Source organism: Vibrio ostreae, from assembly GCF_019226825.1.
Classification (GTDB): domain Bacteria; phylum Pseudomonadota; class Gammaproteobacteria; order Enterobacterales; family Vibrionaceae; genus Vibrio; species Vibrio ostreae.
Window position 1 is genome coordinate 46,693 of the sequence record NZ_CP076643.1, and the last position, 18,898, is coordinate 65,590.

The window sequence follows — 18,898 nt, forward strand, 5'->3', positions numbered from 1 at the left end:
CGATGAGTGTTCACACAGATTGATGGTTTATTTAAAGAGATTCGTGGGGCTATAGCTCAGCTGGGAGAGCGCCTGCATGGCATGCAGGAGGTCAGCGGTTCGATCCCGCTTAGCTCCACCACTTTTAAGCACATTTCTTCATGTGAAGAGATAAGTGTTCTTAAAAGTGGTTCATCTCATTAGAGATACGAATCTTGCTCTTTAACAATTTGGAAAGCTGACAAAATGATCTTTTGTTTATTCGTAAACGAAACATTATTTGTAAAGTTCTCAATGTATTCCGAAATGGAATACACCAACAACACATTCAAGTGTGCTTGGTAGAAACTTGTTTTCAAGTTTCAAAATTGAGTCCGGCAAAATCGAAAAGTCTCTCGCTCATTCAAATAATGAGAGACAACGAAACCTTGGTGACTTGGTTCATCAACTCGAAACTCCTTCGGGTTGTATGGTTAAGTGACTAAGCGTACACGGTGGATGCCTTGGCAGTCAGAGGCGATGAAGGACGTACTAACTTGCGATAAGCGTAGATGAGGCAGTAAGAGCCACTTGAGTCTACGATTTCCGAATGGGGAAACCCACCTGCATAAGCAGGTATCATTAACTGAATACATAGGTTAATGAAGCGAACCGGGGGAACTGAAACATCTAAGTACCCCGAGGAAAAGAAATCAATTGAGATTCCGAAAGTAGCGGCGAGCGAAATTGGATTAGCCCTTAAGCTTTATATGCGTCAGGTGAAGGTTCTGGAAAGGACCGCGAAACAGGGTGATAGCCCCGTAGCCGACAGCGTATGTTCAGTGAAATCGAGTAGGGCGGGACACGTGTTATCCTGTCTGAACATGGGGGGACCATCCTCCAAGGCTAAATACTCCTGACTGACCGATAGTGAACCAGTACCGTGAGGGAAAGGCGAAAAGAACCCCTGTGAGGGGAGTGAAATAGAACCTGAAACCGTGTACGTACAAGCAGTAGGAGCACCTTCGTGGTGTGACTGCGTACCTTTTGTATAATGGGTCAGCGACTTATATTCAGTGGCAAGGTTAACCATTTAGGGGAGCCGTAGGGAAACCGAGTCTTAACTGGGCGCACAGTCTCTGGATATAGACCCGAAACCGAGTGATCTAGCCATGGGCAGGTTGAAGATTGAGTAACATCAATTGGAGGACCGAACCGACTAATGTTGAAAAATTAGCGGATGACTTGTGGCTAGGGGTGAAAGGCCAATCAAACTCGGAGATAGCTGGTTCTCCCCGAAAGCTATTTAGGTAGCGCCTCGGACGAATACTACTGGGGGTAGAGCACTGTTAAGGCTAGGGGGTCATCCCGACTTACCAACCCTTTGCAAACTCCGAATACCAGTAAGTACTATCCGGGAGACACACGGCGGGTGCTAACGTCCGTCGTGGAGAGGGAAACAACCCAGACCGCCAGCTAAGGTCCCAAATTACAGCTAAGTGGGAAACGATGTGGGAAGGCTCAGACAGCTAGGATGTTGGCTTAGAAGCAGCCATCATTTAAAGAAAGCGTAATAGCTCACTAGTCGAGTCGGCCTGCGCGGAAGATGTAACGGGGCTAAGCTGTAAACCGAAGCTGCGGCAATGCGATTTATCGCATTGGGTAGGGGAGCGTTCTGTAAGCCGTTGAAGGTGTGCTGTAAGGCATGCTGGAGGTATCAGAAGTGCGAATGCTGACATGAGTAACGATAAAGGGGGTGAAAAACCTCCTCGCCGGAAGACCAAGGGTTCCTGTCCAACGTTAATCGGGGCAGGGTAAGTCGACCCCTAAGGCGAGGCCGAAAGGCGTAGTCGATGGGAAACGGGTTAATATTCCCGTACTTCTTACAATTGCGATGGGGGGGACGGAGAAGGCTAGGTGGGCCTGGCGACGGTTGTCCAGGTTCAAGTGCGTAGGCTTGAGAGTTAGGTAAATCCGGCTCTCTATAAGGCTGAGACACGATGTCGAGTCACTACGGTGATGAAGTCATTGATGCCATGCTTCCAGGAAAAGCCTCTAAGCTTCAGATTGTAAGGAATCGTACCCCAAACCGACACAGGTGGTCGGGTAGAGAATACCAAGGCGCTTGAGAGAACTCGGGTGAAGGAACTAGGCAAAATGGTACCGTAACTTCGGGAGAAGGTACGCTTCTGACGGTGAAGTCCCTCGCGGATGGAGCTATTGGAAGTCGCAGATACCAGGTGGCTGCAACTGTTTATTAAAAACACAGCACTGTGCAAAATCGTAAGATGACGTATACGGTGTGACGCCTGCCCGGTGCCGGAAGGTTAATTGATGGGGTTAGACTTCGGTCGACGCTCTTGATCGAAGCCCCGGTAAACGGCGGCCGTAACTATAACGGTCCTAAGGTAGCGAAATTCCTTGTCGGGTAAGTTCCGACCTGCACGAATGGCGTAATGATGGCCACGCTGTCTCCACCCGAGACTCAGTGAAATTGAAATCGCTGTGAAGATGCAGTGTACCCGCGGCTAGACGGAAAGACCCCGTGAACCTTTACTACAGCTTGGCACTGAACATTGAACCTACATGTGTAGGATAGGTGGGAGGCTTTGAAGACGTGACGCCAGTTGCGTTGGAGCCGTCCTTGAAATACCACCCTTGTATGTTTGATGTTCTAACTCTGGACCGTTATCCGGTTCGAGGACAGTGCCTGGTGGGTAGTTTGACTGGGGCGGTCTCCTCCCAAAGAGTAACGGAGGAGCACGAAGGTGGGCTAATCACGGTTGGACATCGTGAGGTTAGTGCAATGGCATAAGCCCGCTTGACTGCGAGAATGACAATTCGAGCAGGTGCGAAAGCAGGTCATAGTGATCCGGTGGTTCTGAATGGAAGGGCCATCGCTCAACGGATAAAAGGTACTCCGGGGATAACAGGCTGATACCGCCCAAGAGTTCATATCGACGGCGGTGTTTGGCACCTCGATGTCGGCTCATCACATCCTGGGGCTGAAGTCGGTCCCAAGGGTATGGCTGTTCGCCATTTAAAGTGGTACGCGAGCTGGGTTTAGAACGTCGTGAGACAGTTCGGTCCCTATCTGCCGTGGGCGTTGGAAGATTGAAGGGGGCTGCTCCTAGTACGAGAGGACCGGAGTGGACGAACCTCTGGTGTTCGGGTTGTGTCGCCAGACGCATTGCCCGGTAGCTAAGTTCGGAATCGATAACCGCTGAAAGCATCTAAGCGGGAAGCGAGCCCTGAGATGAGTCTTCCCTGACACTTTAAGTGTCCTAAAGGGTTGTTCGAGACTAGAACGTTGATAGGCAGGGTGTGTAAGCGTTGTGAGGCGTTGAGCTAACCTGTACTAATTGCCCGTGAGGCTTAACCATACAACACCCAAGGGGTTTTGATGGACTCAATGACCAGTACATTGAATGTGTAATGAGAACGAAAACAGCTTTCCAATCTTTTGTCTTCACTTTTAAAAAAGTGAAAATAAAAGGTAATTATCGCTTACAGCGGTAGTTAAACAGAATTTTGCTTGGCGACCATAGCGTTTTGGACCCACCTGACTCCATTCCGAACTCAGAAGTGAAACGAAACAGCGTCGATGGTAGTGTGGGGCCTCCCCATGTGAGAGTAGAACATCGCCAGGCTTTAATTACTTGCTTCAGTTTGCTCCTTTTTTAAGGAATAGCCTGAAAGCAAAAACGAGAAAAGACTTTTATAGTCTGACCAATGCGGAGCGGTAGTTCAGTTGGTTAGAATACCGGCCTGTCACGCCGGGGGTCGCGGGTTCGAGTCCCGTCCGCTCCGCCACTTATTTATAGGGTTCGCCCTATGGTTGAACAAGTCCCGCTTGAACGCAAGCCCGGCCGTTCCGCCACTTTATTCTGAGTGTCGACTCATTAAAAACGAACTACAGGAGTGTAGCTCCAATTGGCAGAGCAGAAGATTACTCTGATTTTGCGAATTGGCGTGTGTTGGGAGTTTGAATTTCTTCAAGACCCAAAGTATCCAGATACAATTTGATGACCTATTTCTAGGGGTGTAGCTCCAATTGGCAGAGCAGCGGATTCCAAATCCGCGTGTTGGGAGTTCGAATCTCTCCACCCCTGCCATATTAAGAAGCCTCAGCAGTAATGCTGGGGCTTTTTTACGCCTGAATATTGGTGAAGTTTAGCTCCAATTGACAGAGCTGTGGATTATCTTGCTGAGCTTACTTCCCCCCGATAGTAAATTTTACCTTGTCGATTCGGGCAATTTGTCTTATTTCATCTAAGCTTTTTGGTACTGGATTATGCATCTGTATGACAAGGATATTGCTATGCGCAGCACCACTTCTTCTCAATCTCAACCGATCCTGGAGTCTCATGACATTCCTCAGGAAGCGTTTGACTGGTATGACGAATATGCCCACGGCATCATTGACCGGCGTGAGTTCATCAAGCGCTTGTCTGGTCTGGCCGTCGTCGGGCTGACTGTTTCGAGTTTAACCTCAGTATTGATGCCTAACTATGCTTTGGCGGAGCAGGTTTCGTTTAATGACCCCAAAATCAAAGCGACTTATACCGAGTTCGATTCACCTCTCGGACATGGTAAAGGTCGTGGCTACCTGGTGATGCCGAAAGAGATGTCCAAACCGCTGCCGGTGGTTTTAGTTGTGCATGAAAATCGCGGTTTGAATCCCTATATCGAAGATGTCGCCCGTCGTCTGGCTATGAACGGCTTCATTGCTTTTGCTCCTGATGCGCTCTATCCACTCGGCGGTTATCCTGGCAATGATGATGATGGTCGTGCAATGCAAAGCAGTCTGGATCGTGAAAAAGTTGAACAAGACTTCATCGCTGCGGCGCGTTTTATCAAGTCTTATCCTGGATCCTCTGGCAAATTAGGCGCGGTCGGATTCTGTTTTGGTGGCTATATCGTCAATATGCTGGCTGCTGTTATACCGGATGAATTGAATGCAGGGGTGCCATTTTATGGCACGCCAGCGGCTGAGAGTTTGCGTGCTCAGGTTAAGGGCCCACTACTGATTCATTTCGCTGAGCTGGACAAGCGCGTTAATGATACATGGCCGCAGTATCAACAGGTCTTACAAGGTAATCAGGTGCCTTATGAGGCGGTGATTTATCCGGGTGTGAACCATGGTTTCCATAATGATTCGACTGCTCGTTACAACGAAGAAGCTGCCGAATCGGCCTGGGGGAAAACGTTGATCTTTTTTGATACACACCTGATTTGATGGTGTGTGGGATATCAATGAAACAAATTGAGTGGCATAAGGTCGAACCTCCATTTTTAAGCTGTTATTATGCTTTGAAAAAGAGGAAGTAAATTTATGCCACATTTTCGTTTTCGCGCGGTAGAGCCGCAGACGGTACAAGTCTTATCAAAAAGTCTGATTGATGAACTAGAGTCAATCATGCAGTCGCCACGTGCTGATTTTACCTTTGAATATATCTACACAACGTTTTTCTTTGAGGAAGAAGTCTCTCCGGCTTATCCGTTTGTCGAAGTCCTCTGGTTCGATCGGGGCCAGGAAAAGCAGGATAAGGTTGCCGAGATCATTACCCGTCAGGTGCGCGATGTGATCGGCGAAGAGCTTAATGTCGCGGTTATTTTTACCGCGCTGAAGCCAGAACAGTACTACGACAACGGCCAACATTATTAATTACGGGAGAGCTGGATATGAACAGTGTCATTGAAACGATTCAGGGCCATCGCTCGATTCGGTCTTTTACCGATACACCGGTATCCAAAGAGCAGTTGGATACCATTATTGCATCAGGCATTTCTGCCTCCTCTTCCAGCTTGTTACAAGTTGTTTCTATCATCCGGGTTACCGATCAGGATAAGCGGGCTAAGCTCGCTCAACTGGCGGGTAATCAGGCGTATGTCGAGAGCGCGGCGGAGTTTCTGGTGTTCTGTATCGACTATCAGCGTCATTACGCGATGAACCCGAATGTCAAACCTGAGTTTATGGAACTGACTTTAATCGGTGCGGTTGACTCAGGTATTATGGCGCAGAACTGTTTGCTAGCTGCAGAATCTATCGGTCTGGGCGGCGTCTACATCGGTGGGTTGCGTAACGCGCCGGATGAGGTTGATGCACTGCTTGACCTGCCTCCTTATACTGCGGTGCTGTTTGGTATGTGCCTTGGAGAACCGGATCAGGATCCCCAGCTCAAGCCTCGTCTCAGCCCGCAGGTAATCGTGCATGAGAACAGCTATCAGCCACTCGATCATGCTTTGATCGAACAATACGATCAGACCATGCTCGAATACTACCGCTCCCGCTCAAGTAACGCTAAGCAGCAGGGCTGGTCTGAGCAAATCACCACTAAGCTCAGTCAGGAGTCCCGACCTTACATGCTGGATTATTTGCAGCGGAAAGGGCTGGCCAAGCGTTAAGCTAATAAAAAACCGCCGGCAGGCGGTTTTTTATTTAACCATTCAGACGGTCTGGGAGATTAATCGCTTTGCTTGACCGATGAGACGTCGTCTTGATGTTTTTGCTGGGCATTGCGCAGCATATCTGTGAAGTAGTGACGCAGCGAATAAAGCATAATCAGGCTCGGAATTACCATGACAGCAGTCAGGATAAAGAACAGCGACCAGTTATCGAGTATCTCGGCCAGATTACCACTGAACGATGCCAATACCGTACGGCCAAAGTTACCCAAAGATGCTAATAAAGCGTACTGGGTGGCGGAAAAGGCCTGGCCGGTGACTACGGTCAGGAAGGAAACAAATGCCACGGTAGAGAAAGCGGTGGTGAAGTTGTCGACAAAAATAGTTGCTAGCAACAGATGCTCATTTGGTCCGACTTCGGCAATCCACGAGAACATCAAATTACTGGCCGACATTGCAATGCCGCCAATCATCAGGCCACGCACAATACCAAACCGCACGTTAAACATGCTGCCGATAAAGGTAAACAGCATGGTCATTCCCCAGCCAATCAGTTTGGAGTAATAGCCAATTTGTTCATTACTAAAACCGATTTCCTTATAGAAGGCGATCGACATCCGGCCTAAGAACGCTTCCCCTATCTTAAACAAGAATACGAACAGCAACAGGGTCAGGGCCACCTGAGTGCCGTTACGGCGAAAGAAGTCAACGAAGGGCTCAATCAGGGTGACACTCAGCCAGCGGCCGAGCTTTGAATGGACATACTTGCTATGGCGACTCTCTGCTTGTTGTTGCAGTTGATCGCGCAGGGTTTTGGGCTCACCCACTAACAGGGTAAAAACCATCAGCAGTACCACAATGGCGGCCATCCCGAGGTAAACCTGATTCCAGCCGACCTGGTCTGCGTTGACAAAGGCCAGATAACCCGGCAGCGAATAGCCGGTCCACCAGCCGATGACGGCCATAGCTGAAGCCTGGGGCAGCTTGGAGGGCTCTGATTTAGGAAAGCTGTCAATACGAAACGCATCAATGGCGATGTCTTGGGTAGCTGAAGCGGTGGCAATGGCCAGTGCCAGCATGGAAGTGAGCAACAGGTTACTAGCCGGATCGACCTTGGCAATCGCCAGTGTACAGAGTAGAACCAGGCTTTGGCAGAAAAATATCCAGCTACGGCGCTGACCGAGCAAGGGTTGCAGCAGCGGTAGTTTTACCCGGTCAACCAGAGGTGCCCAGAGGAAATTAATCGCGTAGACCGAGAACACACTGCCAAAGTAGCCGATGGCAGATAAGGTTAACCCGGCATCTGCCAGCCAACCGGACATACTGGATCCAATCAGCACCCAAGGGAAACCACTTGAACAGCCGAGCATGAAAACCCAAAGTAAGCGGCGGTCAAAGTAACTAAGCACGGTTTCTTTCCAGGTATAAGACTGGTCGCTCTGCATGAATGATTCCTTAAAACCAGGGCCCTGATAATTGTCAGAGCCCTGATGAGATTACTTGATGAGGGTGGCTTTGGTGATGACGATAGGAGTTTGCGGTACATCGCCCATGCGACCAACCGAGTGAGTCGGCTGTTTCGCCATCGTCTGAATGACACTAAAACCTTCAACCACCTGGCCGAATACCGCGTAACCCGGTGGACGTTGATTGTAATCGAGGAAATTATTGTCAGTCAGGTTGATGAAGAACTGGCGTGTCGCAGAATTCGGATTCGCGGTACGTGCCATAGCGATGGTCGCAGTATTATTGGCCAGGCCATTGCTTGCTTCATTTTTGATCGGTGCGTAGGTCTTGAGCTGATTCATGTCTTTATCATAGCCACCGCCCTGAGCCATAAAGCCCGGGATGATACGGTGGAACTGACTACCGACATAACTGCCGTCTTCGACATATTTGAGGAAGTTCGCACTGCTGATCGGTGCTTTTTCATCATTTAACTTGACAGTGAAATTACCCAGCGTCGTTTCAAATTCTACTTTCGGTCCGGCCCATACAGCGCTGCTGCTGAGCAGCGCCAGTGCCGTTAGCCACAGTTTAGCCACGGAAACGGTCCTTCATGTAAGTTTGCAATTCTTTATCGTTAGAGATCTCTTTGAGCACTAAGTTCACCACATCGTTAAGAACGTTCTCGATGTCTTCGTCAGATGCGCTCAGTGCAGCCGTACGTTTTGCTGTGCCGTTGTAGCTTTTCACCAGTTTGCCTTGTGGTGTTTCTGCGGTCAGTTCTAGGGTTACTTTTGCATCCATCTGGTTTTCAAAAATGGAGTGGGTGACGTTAACCAGAGCTTCCTGAACTTCCAGTGTCACTGTGTTTTCACTGTTCACGGTCAGCTGGAAGCCTTGAGAAGCGAACTGTTCAGACAGGGCATTTTCCAGTGCGATACGTACGTTTTGCTTGGCATGGACCGGTTCAATATTGTTGCGGCCACTGTCAACCAAAGCGACATACTGCGCAGAGCGAACATCTTTACTGACCAGAGTAAAGGTGCTGTTTTTGACAATGTCACTGCGGCTCAGCACTGGCTGAGGCATAAAGTTAAGCTGTGGCTGCTGAGGGGCTGAACACGCCGTCAACAGAGCGATAGACGCCGCGAGAACCAGTTTCTTCATGGTCAATTCCTTTCGTTTAGTGAGCATGCTTAAATGCTTATTTCTTAATAGCCTGTAAGATAACAAATTTCTTATTGCTGGCGACAGTCTTTACTTGAGAGCGGCCAAATAATCTCGTCAGTTTTACATCGTAGCCGAGGTGACGATTGCCGATCACTAATAATTTGCCACCCTTACTGAGAACATGCTTTGAGTCACAGAACATTTGCCACGCAATATGGTCGGTAATCGCCTGCTGTTGGTGAAAGGGCGGATTGCACACCACCAGTTGAGTGCTGTTGGCCTCGAAACCATCCAGGCAGTTGTTGGTAATACAGGACACATTTCGCTCGCCCGGCAGGTTGCTCTGCAGGTTTTGCCGTGCCGATTCGGTCGCCATAAAGCTTTCATCCACGCAAGTAATGCGCGCCTGTGGATTAAGTTGACCCATTCGTACCGATAACACGCCGTTACCACAACCAAGATCAATAAAATGTTCCAGCTTTTCATCACTCGGCAGGTGAGGTAATAAAAATCTTGCCCCTTGATCCAGGCTTTCTCCGGAGTAAACGTTCGGCAGATTATTCAGCGTGATGTCACTGTTTTCCACTTGCCAGCGTGTATCCGGACCGACGTCAAGTATGACCTGGCTATTTGGCTGGCTGAACACTAAACGATGTTTTTTCCAAGCCAGAGAGGTGGCGGTGCTACCCAGGTACTTCTCAAACAGCTTAAGCGTCGAGGTATGGATCTCTTTCGCTTTGTTGACGGCGATAACCTGACACGATGTTGGCAGGTGCTGCCTTAACTGACTAAGTTGCCATACTAAGTGACGGTTATTACGCGGTATTTGCATGATGACCAGATCGACATCGTCAGGTATATCATCCAACGTGGTCAGTAATGTCACCGGGGCGCAATGGTTGTGTTGTAAGTTATTCAGCGCGGCCTGATGGGCGATATACGAGTCGCTCATCATAGTGACCCGATGCCGGTCAGCGAACCAGCAGCTCAGCGCTCCAAAGCTGTCGTTGAGGACCAGGATGTGGCTGTCAGCCGGCAAGCCCGACTCTTCAACATGATTAATCAGATACTCGTCACCGGCGTCCCAGGCTTGCAGCGTCTCATTGTTACGCGGCGGGAAACGGTTTAGCGTGAGATGGCGTTCGTGAAGTGAAAGCTCAGTTTTCATATTTGCAATGTAGTTAATGACAAGTCGCGGCCATTGTCTCAAATGGACATGGATGTTGAAACCAAAACCTTTCTCTTCCCGTCATGCACGAGTAAACTAAGCCACGTATTTAAAGGCCGACAGCCTTACATGACTCTTTTTACGTTAAGCCGCTATGCTGGTGTTGAGCCATCCGGTTTACGTTTATCCGCGTTCGCGTGACAAGGAATACCTATGATTCAAGAAGTGATTGAAACTAAATTACATAATGCTTTTCAGCCAGAGTATCTTAAAGTTATAAATGAGAGTTATATGCATAATGTTGCGCCTGGTTCGGAAAGCCATTTCAAAGTGATTGTGGTCAGTGACAGCTTTGCCGGACAGCGTTTACTGGCGCGTCATCGTCAGGTCAATCAGGCATTGATGGAAGAGCTATCAAATCATATCCATGCGCTGGCGATTCACACTTATACGCCACAAGAATGGAATGAGAAGGAAAACAGCGCCCCGGACAGTCCGATGTGTGTCGGTGGTGGCCATTAAGTGTAAACATTACGCGATCGGGTGCAAGAGTGTGCAAATGCTTAACACCTTTTCAACAAGTGGCGTTAATAAAATTAAAATTAAGCATTGTTTCAGTCAATAAATGTGTGACCCAGTGCGCGAAAACCGTCGCACTAGTTAAGTGTGCGGTGCTTCAAATTTATGGTCAATACATCGGTCTGCTTCTTCATTTAACCCCAAATAAAGCGACTGATGAGGGGATTGATCATGGCATCAAGTTCCGAAAAGGTGCTAGAATATCGCACCTGATAAATCTCACTCTGACTAGGTGCTGAGATTTTTAATAGGATGTTGCGGTTTTGGCTTTTTACAGCCAGAAGCGGACACTGAAAATGTCGTGTCTAGAGACAGTCCACTTCTGCAGTCGCTTCTATTCATGCAAGCTCGCAGAGTTCAGTGCGTCTCGAATTTACGCAATTAAAGAATCTTTTTCCCGATAAAAAAGTAGTGCAAGTGCGTATGATTACAATAAAAAAGGGTTTGGACCTTCCTATCGCAGGAACTCCATCCCAGGTGATTAGTGATGGCAAAGCCATCAACAAAGTCGCCTTGCTTGGCGAAGAGTACGTTGGCATGCGTCCTACGATGCATGTTCGCGTAGGTGATGAAGTAAAGAAAGCTCAAGTTCTTTTTGAAGATAAGAAGAATCCAGGGGTTCTGTTTACTTCACCAGTCAGCGGTAAAGTTGTTGAAATCAACCGTGGTGCAAGACGTGTTCTTCAATCCGTAGTGATTGAAGTAGCAGGTGATGACCAGGTAACTTTCAACAAGTTTGAAGCCAATCAGCTAGCTAGTCTTGACCGTGAAGCGGTGAAAACTCAACTGGTTGAATCTGGTCTTTGGACATCGCTGCGTACTCGTCCGTTCAGCAAGGTTCCCGCTATTGATTCCACCACGAAGGCAATCTTTGTTACGGCAATGGATACCAATCCATTGGCAGCAGAGCCGACGGTGATCATCAATGAGCAATCCGAAGCCTTCGTTGCTGGCTTGGATGTGCTGTCTGCCCTGACTGAAGGCAAAGTTTACGTGTGTAAGAAAGGCAACAGCCTGCCACGTTCTTCTCAGTCTAACGTAGAAGAGCACGTCTTTGACGGTCCTCACCCTGCCGGTTTGCCTGGCACTCACATGCATTTCCTGTACCCGGTAAATGCAGAAACAGTGGCTTGGAGCATCAACTATCAAGACGTTATCGCGATTGGTAAGCTGTTCCTGACTGGCGAACTGTTCAGTGAGCGTGTGGTGTCACTGGCTGGCCCTGTCGTAAACAAACCACGTATTATCCGTACCGTTTTAGGTGCAAGCCTTGACCAACTGACCAGCAATGAAATCATGCCTGGTGAAGTACGTGTTATTTCTGGCTCTGTGCTGTCTGGTGTAAAAGCATCTGGTCCTCATGCTTACCTTGGTCGCTACCATCTGCAAGTTTCTGTACTGCGTGAAGGTCGCGAGAAGGACTTCCTGGGCTGGGCTATGCCGGGTAAGAACAAATTCTCAGTCACCCGTGCCTTCTTGGGTCACCTGTTCAAAGGTCAGCTGTTCAACATGACCACAACAACGAACGGTAGTGATCGATCAATGGTACCAATCGGTAACTATGAAAAAGTATTGCCGCTGGACATGGAGCCGACTCTGTTGCTTCGTGATCTGTGTGCCGGTGACTCCGACAGTGCGCAAGCACTGGGCGCACTGGAACTGGACGAAGAAGATCTGGCGCTGTGTACCTTTGTATGTCCGGGTAAGTACGAGTACGGTCAGCTTCTGCGTGAGTGCTTGGACAAGATTGAGAAGGAAGGGTAATTTTCATGGGCCTCAAAAAGTTTCTTGAAGATATCGAGCCTCACTTTGAACCAGGTGGCAAACACGAAAAATGGTTTGCTCTGTACGAAGCTGTTGCGACAGTTTTCTACACCCCTGGCTTGGTGACGAAAAAAAGCTCACACGTTCGTGATAGCGTTGATTTGAAACGTATCATGATCATGGTTTGGCTAGCAGTATTCCCGGCCATGTTCTGGGGTATGTACAACGCTGGTGGTCAGGCTATCGCAGCACTAAACCACATGTATGCGGGTGCGCAACTGACCTCTATCATCGATGGCAACTGGCATTACTGGTTGACAGAGATGCTGGGTGGCACGCTTGCGTCTGACGCGGGGTGGGGCAGCAAAATGCTGCTGGGTGCGACTTACTTCCTGCCTATCTACGCGACAGTCTTTATTGTCGGTGGTTTCTGGGAAGTGCTGTTCTGTATGGTGCGTAAGCACGAAGTTAACGAAGGTTTCTTTGTTACTTCTATCCTGTTCGCATTGATCGTTCCGCCAACGCTGCCACTATGGCAAGCGGCTCTGGGTATTACCTTTGGTGTCGTGGTTGCTAAAGAGGTATTCGGTGGTACAGGTCGTAACTTCCTGAACCCTGCTCTGGCAGGCCGTGCATTCCTGTTCTTTGCATACCCGGCGCAAATCTCTGGTGATCTGGTTTGGACTGCGGCAGATGGTTTCTCTGGTGCAACAGCACTGAGCCAGTGGGCACAAGGCGGTAACGGTGCTCTGGTGAACTCGGCAACTGGCCAGGCAATTACCTGGATGGACGCTTTCATCGGTAATGTTCCTGGTTCTATTGGTGAAGTATCGACGTTGGCTCTGGCTATCGGCGCTGCATTTATCGTTTACATGGGGATTGCTTCATGGCGCATCATCGCAGGTGTGATGATCGGTATGATTGCGCTGTCGACCCTGTTTAATGTGATTGGTTCAGATACCAACGCAATGTTCAGCATGCCTTGGCACTGGCACCTGGTTTTGGGTGGTTTTGCATTCGGTATGTTCTTCATGGCGACTGACCCTGTTTCCGCTTCATTTACCAATAAAGCGAAGTGGGCATACGGTATTCTGATTGGCCTAATGTGTGTGCTTATCCGCGTGATTAACCCGGCTTACCCTGAGGGTATGATGCTGGCGATTCTGTTCGCGAACCTATTTGCACCGCTGTTCGACCACATTGTGATTGAGAAAAACATCAAACGGAGACTAGCGCGCTATGGCAAGTAAGAACGATAGCATTAAAAAGACGCTGTTTGTTGTTATTGCATTGAGCCTGGTGTGCTCAATCATCGTATCGACAGCGGCAGTGGGTCTGCGTAGTAAACAGCAACGTAACGCCCTGTTAGACAAGCAAAGCAAAATCATCGAAGTGGCTGGCATTCAAGAGTCAGGTTCAGTTCCTGAGCTGTTCGCTCAGTACATTGAACCGCGTCTGATTGACTTCAAGACAGGTAATTTTGTCGAAGGTAACGCAGCGCAATTTGATCAGCGCGCAGCAGCGAAAGATCCTGCTGAGTCAATCAAACTGCCAGCGGATGAAGACTTCGGTAAGATCATTCGCCGTTCAAATACCGGTGTTGTTTACCTGGTCAAAGACGGCGACAAAGTATCGAAAGTGATTCTGCCGATTCACGGTAACGGCCTGTGGTCTATGATGTACGCTTTTGTTGCAGTAGAAACAGACGGCAACACTGTTGCGGGTATTACTTACTACGAACAGGGTGAAACTCCTGGACTGGGTGGCGAAGTTGAAAACCCATCTTGGCGTGCCCAGTGGCCTGGTAAGAAGCTGTATGACGAAAACCACAAACCAGCGATTAAAATCGTGAAAGGTGGCGCGCCAGCAGGTTCTGAGCACGGTGTTGATGCTCTGTCGGGTGCAACACTGACCAGTAATGGTGTTCAACATCAATTCGACTTTTGGTTGGGTGACATGGGCTTTGGTCCGTTCCTGACAAAAGTTCGTGACGGAGGTCTGAACTAATGGCTAGCGCAAAAGATCTTAAAAAGAGCATTGTCGCGCCGGTATTGGATAACAACCCAATCGCGCTGCAAGTTCTTGGTGTCTGTTCTGCTCTGGCAGTAACGACTAAGCTGGAAACAGCATTCGTTATGACTCTGGCGGTAATGTTTGTTACTGCTCTGTCTAACTTTTTCGTGTCTTTGATCCGTAACCACATTCCGAGCAGTGTTCGCATCATCGTGCAGATGGCGATCATCGCATCACTGGTTATCGTGGTAGACCAAATCCTGAAAGCATACCTGTACGACATCTCTAAACAGCTGTCGGTATTCGTGGGCCTGATCATTACTAACTGTATTGTAATGGGTCGCGCAGAAGCATTCGCGATGAAGTCAGCACCGGTTCCGTCGTTCATCGATGGTATCGCTAACGGTCTGGGTTACGGTTTTGTACTGATCACTGTGGGCTTCTTCCGTGAGCTGCTGGGTTCAGGCAAAGTGTTCGGATTGGAAGTACTGCCTCTGATCAGCAAAGGTGGCTGGTACCAGCCAAATGGTCTGATGCTGCTGGCACCTTCAGCGTTCTTCTTAATCGGTTTCCTGATTTGGACGATCCGTACCTTCAAACCTGAACAAGTAGAAGCGAAGGAGTAAGGGCGTCATGGAACATTATATTAGTTTGCTGGTTAAATCGATTTTCATCGAGAACATGGCACTGTCTTTCTTCCTGGGTATGTGTACCTTCCTGGCGGTATCTAAGAAAGTTAAGACATCATTTGGTCTGGGCATCGCGGTAACTGTCGTACTGACTATCTCTGTACCCGTTAACAACCTGGTTTATAACCTGGTTCTGAGACCTGATGCGCTGGCTCCGGGAGTCGATCTTAGCTTCCTGAACTTTATTACCTTTATCGGTGTTATTGCGGCGCTGGTACAGATTCTGGAAATGATCCTCGATCGTTTCTTCCCACCTCTGTACAACGCGCTGGGCATCTTCCTGCCGCTGATCACAGTAAACTGTGCGATCTTCGGTGGTGTATCTTTCATGGTACAACGTGACTACAACTTCGGTGAATCTGTGGTTTACGGATTCGGTTCTGGTCTGGGTTGGATGCTGGCTATCGTCGCTCTTGCAGGTATCCGTGAGAAGATGAAATATTCTGACGTGCCTCCTGGTCTGCGTGGTCTGGGTATTACCTTTATCACAGCGGGTCTGATGGCGCTGGGCTTTATGTCTTTCTCTGGTGTTCAACTGTAAGTCGGGTAAACCGCAACAATAAAGGAATAGTCAATGGACATTATTCTTGGTGTAGTGATGTTTACTCTGATTGTTCTGGCTCTGGTTCTGGTGATTCTGTTCGCCAAATCTAAGCTGGTACCAACAGGTGACATTACAATCTCTATCAATGGCGATCCTGAAAAAGCGATCGTGACCCAACCAGGCGGTAAGTTGCTGAGTGCCCTGGCGGGCTCTGGCGTATTCGTTTCGTCTGCTTGTGGTGGTGGTGGCTCTTGTGGTCAGTGCCGTGTGAAAATTAAATCTGGCGGTGGCGACATTCTGCCTACCGAGCTTGACCATATTACTAAAGGTGAAGCGCGTGAAGGTGAGCGTCTGGCGTGTCAGGTTGCAGTGAAAAATGATCTTGAGCTGGAACTGCCAGAAGATATCTTTGGTGTTAAGAAGTGGGAATGTACTGTTATCTCTAACGATAACAAAGCCACTTTCATCAAAGAACTGAAACTGCAGATCCCGGATGGCGAATCAGTCCCATTCCGTGCTGGTGGTTACATTCAGATTGAAGCACCTGCTCACCATGTTAAGTACGCCGATTACGACGTACCGGAAAAATTCCGTGGTGACTGGGATAAATTCAACCTGTTCCGCTACGAGTCTAAAGTGGATGAGCCAATCATCCGTGCATACTCAATGGCGAACTACCCGGAAGAGTTTGGCATCATCATGCTGAACGTGCGTATCGCGACTCCGCCGCCAAACAACCCAGACGTACCACCAGGCCAAATGTCTTCTTACATCTGGTCACTGAAAGAAGGTGATAAGTGTACAATTTCTGGTCCGTTCGGTGAGTTCTTCGCTAAAGATACTGACGCAGAAATGGTCTTTATCGGCGGTGGTGCTGGTATGGCTCCGATGCGTTCACATATCTTCGACCAGCTGAAACGTCTGCAGTCTAAACGTAAGATGTCTTTCTGGTATGGTGCACGTTCACGTCGTGAAATGTTCTACGTAGAAGATTTCGACATGCTGCAAAGTGAGAACGATAACTTCGTTTGGCATTGTGCACTGTCTGATCCTACGCCGGAAGACAACTGGGATGGTTACACTGGCTTCATCCACAACGTACTGTACGAAAACTATCTGAAAGACCATGAGGCGCCTGAAGATTGTGAATACTACATGTGTGGTCCACCAATGATGAACGCAGCTGTTATCGGCATGCTGAAAGACCTTGGTGTTGAAGACGAAAACATCCTGCTGGATGACTTCGGTGGTTAATCCACAGTAAGTGATATCTTTATGGCTGGCTCGTTTGAGTCAGCCATTCTTTTTTGGCTCTCTGGTCTGGGTATCAATATATTCACACCGAGACATACCTGAGTAGATATAGGTAAATAAGGCGAGGAGCCTGCTGACCGTCGGGATTCGGATTTCCCTATATCTATTTACTGACCTCAAGGAGTAAACAAGTGAAAAACTGGCTTGTTGCATTCGCATCCTTATTGCTGTTGGCCGGTTGCGAGCAGCCACCTCAGCAAGTGCATTTAAGTGGCCCGACGATGGGCACGACCTACAACATCAAATACATAGTTCAGGATGGCCAGCCGTCCTCACAAGCTTTGCAAACCGAAGTGGATCGCTTGCTGGAGCAGGTCAACGATCAGATGTCGACCTACCGTAAAGATTCAGAACTGAGTCGTTTTAATCAGCATCAGAGTACTGAGCCGTATGAGGTTTCAGAGCAGACTGCCACTGTGGTTAAAGAGGCAATTCGTCTTAATCAGGTGACGCAAGGCGCACTGGATGTGACCGTTGGTCCGCTGGTCAATCTGTGGGGCTTTGGCCCGGAGGCGCGTCCGGAAGTGGTACCGAGTGATGAGGAACTGGCCGAGCGGAAGGCTAATGTCGGCATTCACCATCTGAGTGTGGATGGCCATAAGCTGAGTAAAGATCTGCCGCATCTGTATGTTGACCTGTCAACGATTGCCAAAGGCTGGGGGGTGGATGTGGTAGCCGATTATCTACAATCACAGGGCATTCACAACTACATGGTGGAAGTGGGCGGAGAAATCCGGCTCAAAGGTCGTAATCGTGATGGTGTGCCGTGGCGTATTGCGGTTGAGAAACCCACCGTTGATGAGCGCAGTGTACAGGAAATCATTGAGCCGGGTGACATGGCGATTGCCACCTCCGGTGATTACCGCAATTACTTTGAACGCGATGGTGTCCGTTACTCGCACATTATCGATCCACAGACTGGGCGTCCTATACATAACCGTGTAGTATCTGTTACCGTATTAGATAAGTCCTGTATGACGGCCGATGGTCTGGCGACCGGCCTGATGGTATTAGGCGATAAAAAAGGTATTGAGATTGCGGAGCAAAACCAGATTCCGGTCTTTATGATTGTAAAGACTGACGACGGTTTTAAAGAAGTCGCATCAAGTGCTTTCAAGCCTTATCTCAACCGTAATTAACTGAGTGAGCGTGGAATTATGAATACTTTTCTGATTACATTCGGAGTATTTCTGGCTGTTATCGCTGCGATGGCGGTCGGCTATATCTTCCAGAAAAAAGTAGTAAAAGGCAGCTGCGGTGGTCTGGGTGCGGTTGGCATCGAGAAAGTGTGTAACTGTCCCGAGCCGTGTGATGCGCGTAAGAAGCGTGAAGCCCGAGAAGCAGCCCGTGCGGAACGCATTGCCGCCTGGGAAAAAGATCGCATTGCGTAACCCGTTGCCATTGCTTAAAACGTAATAACAGAGAAAACCGGCTCAGGCCGGTTTTTTTATACCTGCTGCCTGGCAGAAGCTTTCGCCTGGCAACGCTATACTCAATGAGCGAGTTCGGATATTTATTGTGTCCTGACACATCAGATTGTTTTAAGCATTCATGGGATCAGAGCAATCCCCTTATTGGAGGAACTATGGAACTGCATCAACATGGTATGGCGGAGCTGTTTGAACAGCTCGGGTTAGGGAAGCAGTCCGCAGGAAATGCGCGATTTTATTACTCAGCATAAGCACCAGCGCGACAGCGCGCCTTTACATGAGGCGGGATTCTGGAGCGCATCTCAGGCGCATTTTCTCAAACAGGCGATTGAGCAGGATGCAGATTGGGCCGAGCTGGTGGATCAGCTGGATGTCATGCTGCGTCCCTGAAATATTGCGTCAGCCATAGCGTTAG

General features: G+C 48.9%; 16 protein-coding genes, 3 tRNA genes, 2 rRNA genes and 1 pseudogene. 18 read left to right on the plus strand and 4 right to left on the minus strand.

Annotated elements, in window-relative coordinates:
- Window positions 1-45 precede the first annotated feature (45 nt).
- The 8 genes from KNV97_RS06345 (at window position 46) to nfsA (ending at window position 6,366) form a co-directional block, all read left to right on the plus strand.
- A tRNA-Ala gene (locus tag KNV97_RS06345) sits at window positions 46-121 on the plus strand.
- Between the two features lie 329 nt (window positions 122-450).
- Window positions 451-3,341, plus strand: a 23S ribosomal RNA gene (locus tag KNV97_RS06350).
- A gap of 151 nt (window positions 3,342-3,492) precedes the next feature.
- Window positions 3,493-3,608: ribosomal RNA gene (gene rrf / locus KNV97_RS06355) — 5S ribosomal RNA — on the plus strand.
- Between the two features lie 86 nt (window positions 3,609-3,694).
- Window positions 3,695-3,771 (plus strand) — tRNA-Asp (locus KNV97_RS06360).
- A gap of 225 nt (window positions 3,772-3,996) precedes the next feature.
- Window positions 3,997-4,073 (plus strand) — tRNA-Trp (locus tag KNV97_RS06365).
- A gap of 206 nt (window positions 4,074-4,279) precedes the next feature.
- Window positions 4,280-5,197: a dienelactone hydrolase family protein gene (locus KNV97_RS06370; protein ID WP_136482153.1), complete on the plus strand. Its 918-nt coding sequence runs from the start codon at window positions 4,280-4,282 to the stop codon at window positions 5,195-5,197.
- Between the two features lie 96 nt (window positions 5,198-5,293).
- Window positions 5,294-5,626 carry a DUF1904 domain-containing protein gene (locus KNV97_RS06375; RefSeq protein ID WP_136482155.1) on the plus strand — a complete coding sequence of 111 codons (333 nt, stop codon included), beginning with the start codon at window positions 5,294-5,296 and terminating at the stop codon, window positions 5,624-5,626.
- A 17-nt stretch (window positions 5,627-5,643) separates the two neighbouring features.
- Complete coding sequence (gene nfsA / locus KNV97_RS06380; RefSeq protein WP_218562751.1) at window positions 5,644-6,366, plus strand: oxygen-insensitive NADPH nitroreductase; 723 nt, start codon at window positions 5,644-5,646, stop codon at window positions 6,364-6,366.
- Between the two features lie 59 nt (window positions 6,367-6,425).
- On the opposite strand, the gene KNV97_RS06385 is transcribed toward nfsA, so the two are convergent.
- The 4 genes from KNV97_RS06385 to KNV97_RS06400 are packed head-to-tail and all read right to left on the minus strand — an operon-like array spanning window position 6,426 to window position 10,150.
- On the minus strand, window positions 6,426-7,811 hold the full coding sequence (locus tag KNV97_RS06385) for an AmpG family muropeptide MFS transporter (RefSeq protein ID WP_218562752.1): 1,386 nt from the start codon (window positions 7,809-7,811) through the stop codon (window positions 6,426-6,428).
- A gap of 51 nt (window positions 7,812-7,862) precedes the next feature.
- On the minus strand, window positions 7,863-8,411 hold the full coding sequence (locus KNV97_RS06390) for a peptidylprolyl isomerase (protein WP_218562753.1): 549 nt from the start codon (window positions 8,409-8,411) through the stop codon (window positions 7,863-7,865).
- Entirely contained in the window at window positions 8,404-8,979 is a 576-nt protein-coding gene (locus tag KNV97_RS06395; protein ID WP_136482163.1) for a YajG family lipoprotein, read from the minus strand. The genes KNV97_RS06390 and KNV97_RS06395 overlap by 8 nt, the downstream gene beginning before the upstream one ends.
- A 37-nt stretch (window positions 8,980-9,016) precedes the next feature.
- A complete protein-coding gene (locus KNV97_RS06400) occupies window positions 9,017-10,150 on the minus strand; it encodes a methyltransferase (RefSeq protein ID WP_218562754.1) in 1,134 nt (377 codons plus the stop codon).
- A gap of 213 nt (window positions 10,151-10,363) precedes the next feature.
- On the opposite strand from KNV97_RS06400, the gene bolA reads away from it, so the two are divergent.
- The 10 genes and pseudogenes from bolA (at window position 10,364) to KNV97_RS06450 (ending at window position 18,873) form a co-directional block, all read left to right on the plus strand.
- A complete protein-coding gene (bolA, locus tag KNV97_RS06405; RefSeq protein ID WP_136482167.1) occupies window positions 10,364-10,672 on the plus strand; it encodes a transcriptional regulator BolA in 309 nt (102 codons plus the stop codon).
- 480 nt (window positions 10,673-11,152) lie between these two features.
- Window positions 11,153-12,493 (plus strand): Na(+)-translocating NADH-quinone reductase subunit A, encoded by a 1,341-nt coding sequence (locus tag KNV97_RS06410; protein WP_218562755.1) that lies wholly within the window; start codon window positions 11,153-11,155, stop codon window positions 12,491-12,493.
- Between the two features lie 5 nt (window positions 12,494-12,498).
- Window positions 12,499-13,743, plus strand: coding sequence for an NADH:ubiquinone reductase (Na(+)-transporting) subunit B (locus tag KNV97_RS06415; RefSeq protein ID WP_218562756.1), 1,245 nt, complete (start codon window positions 12,499-12,501; stop codon window positions 13,741-13,743).
- Window positions 13,733-14,500, plus strand: coding sequence for a Na(+)-translocating NADH-quinone reductase subunit C (locus KNV97_RS06420; protein ID WP_136482173.1), 768 nt, complete (start codon window positions 13,733-13,735; stop codon window positions 14,498-14,500). Before KNV97_RS06415 ends, KNV97_RS06420 begins: the two co-directional genes overlap by 11 nt.
- On the plus strand, window positions 14,500-15,132 hold the full coding sequence (locus KNV97_RS06425; protein ID WP_136482175.1) for an NADH:ubiquinone reductase (Na(+)-transporting) subunit D: 633 nt from the start codon (window positions 14,500-14,502) through the stop codon (window positions 15,130-15,132). Before KNV97_RS06420 ends, KNV97_RS06425 begins: the two co-directional genes overlap by 1 nt.
- 7 nt (window positions 15,133-15,139) lie before the next feature.
- On the plus strand, window positions 15,140-15,736 hold the full coding sequence (gene nqrE / locus KNV97_RS06430; RefSeq protein WP_136482177.1) for an NADH:ubiquinone reductase (Na(+)-transporting) subunit E: 597 nt from the start codon (window positions 15,140-15,142) through the stop codon (window positions 15,734-15,736).
- Between the two features lie 33 nt (window positions 15,737-15,769).
- Window positions 15,770-16,993 (plus strand): NADH:ubiquinone reductase (Na(+)-transporting) subunit F, encoded by a 1,224-nt coding sequence (gene nqrF, locus KNV97_RS06435; RefSeq protein WP_136482179.1) that lies wholly within the window; start codon window positions 15,770-15,772, stop codon window positions 16,991-16,993.
- 191 nt (window positions 16,994-17,184) lie between these two features.
- Window positions 17,185-18,192, plus strand: coding sequence for an FAD:protein FMN transferase (locus tag KNV97_RS06440; protein WP_136482181.1), 1,008 nt, complete (start codon window positions 17,185-17,187; stop codon window positions 18,190-18,192).
- Window positions 18,193-18,210: 18 nt separating this feature from the next.
- Complete coding sequence (gene nqrM / locus KNV97_RS06445; RefSeq protein WP_020331624.1) at window positions 18,211-18,444, plus strand: (Na+)-NQR maturation NqrM; 234 nt, start codon at window positions 18,211-18,213, stop codon at window positions 18,442-18,444.
- Between the two features lie 194 nt (window positions 18,445-18,638).
- Window positions 18,639-18,873, plus strand: a pseudogene (locus KNV97_RS06450) (DUF2789 domain-containing protein).
- Window positions 18,874-18,898: the final 25 nt, after the last annotated feature.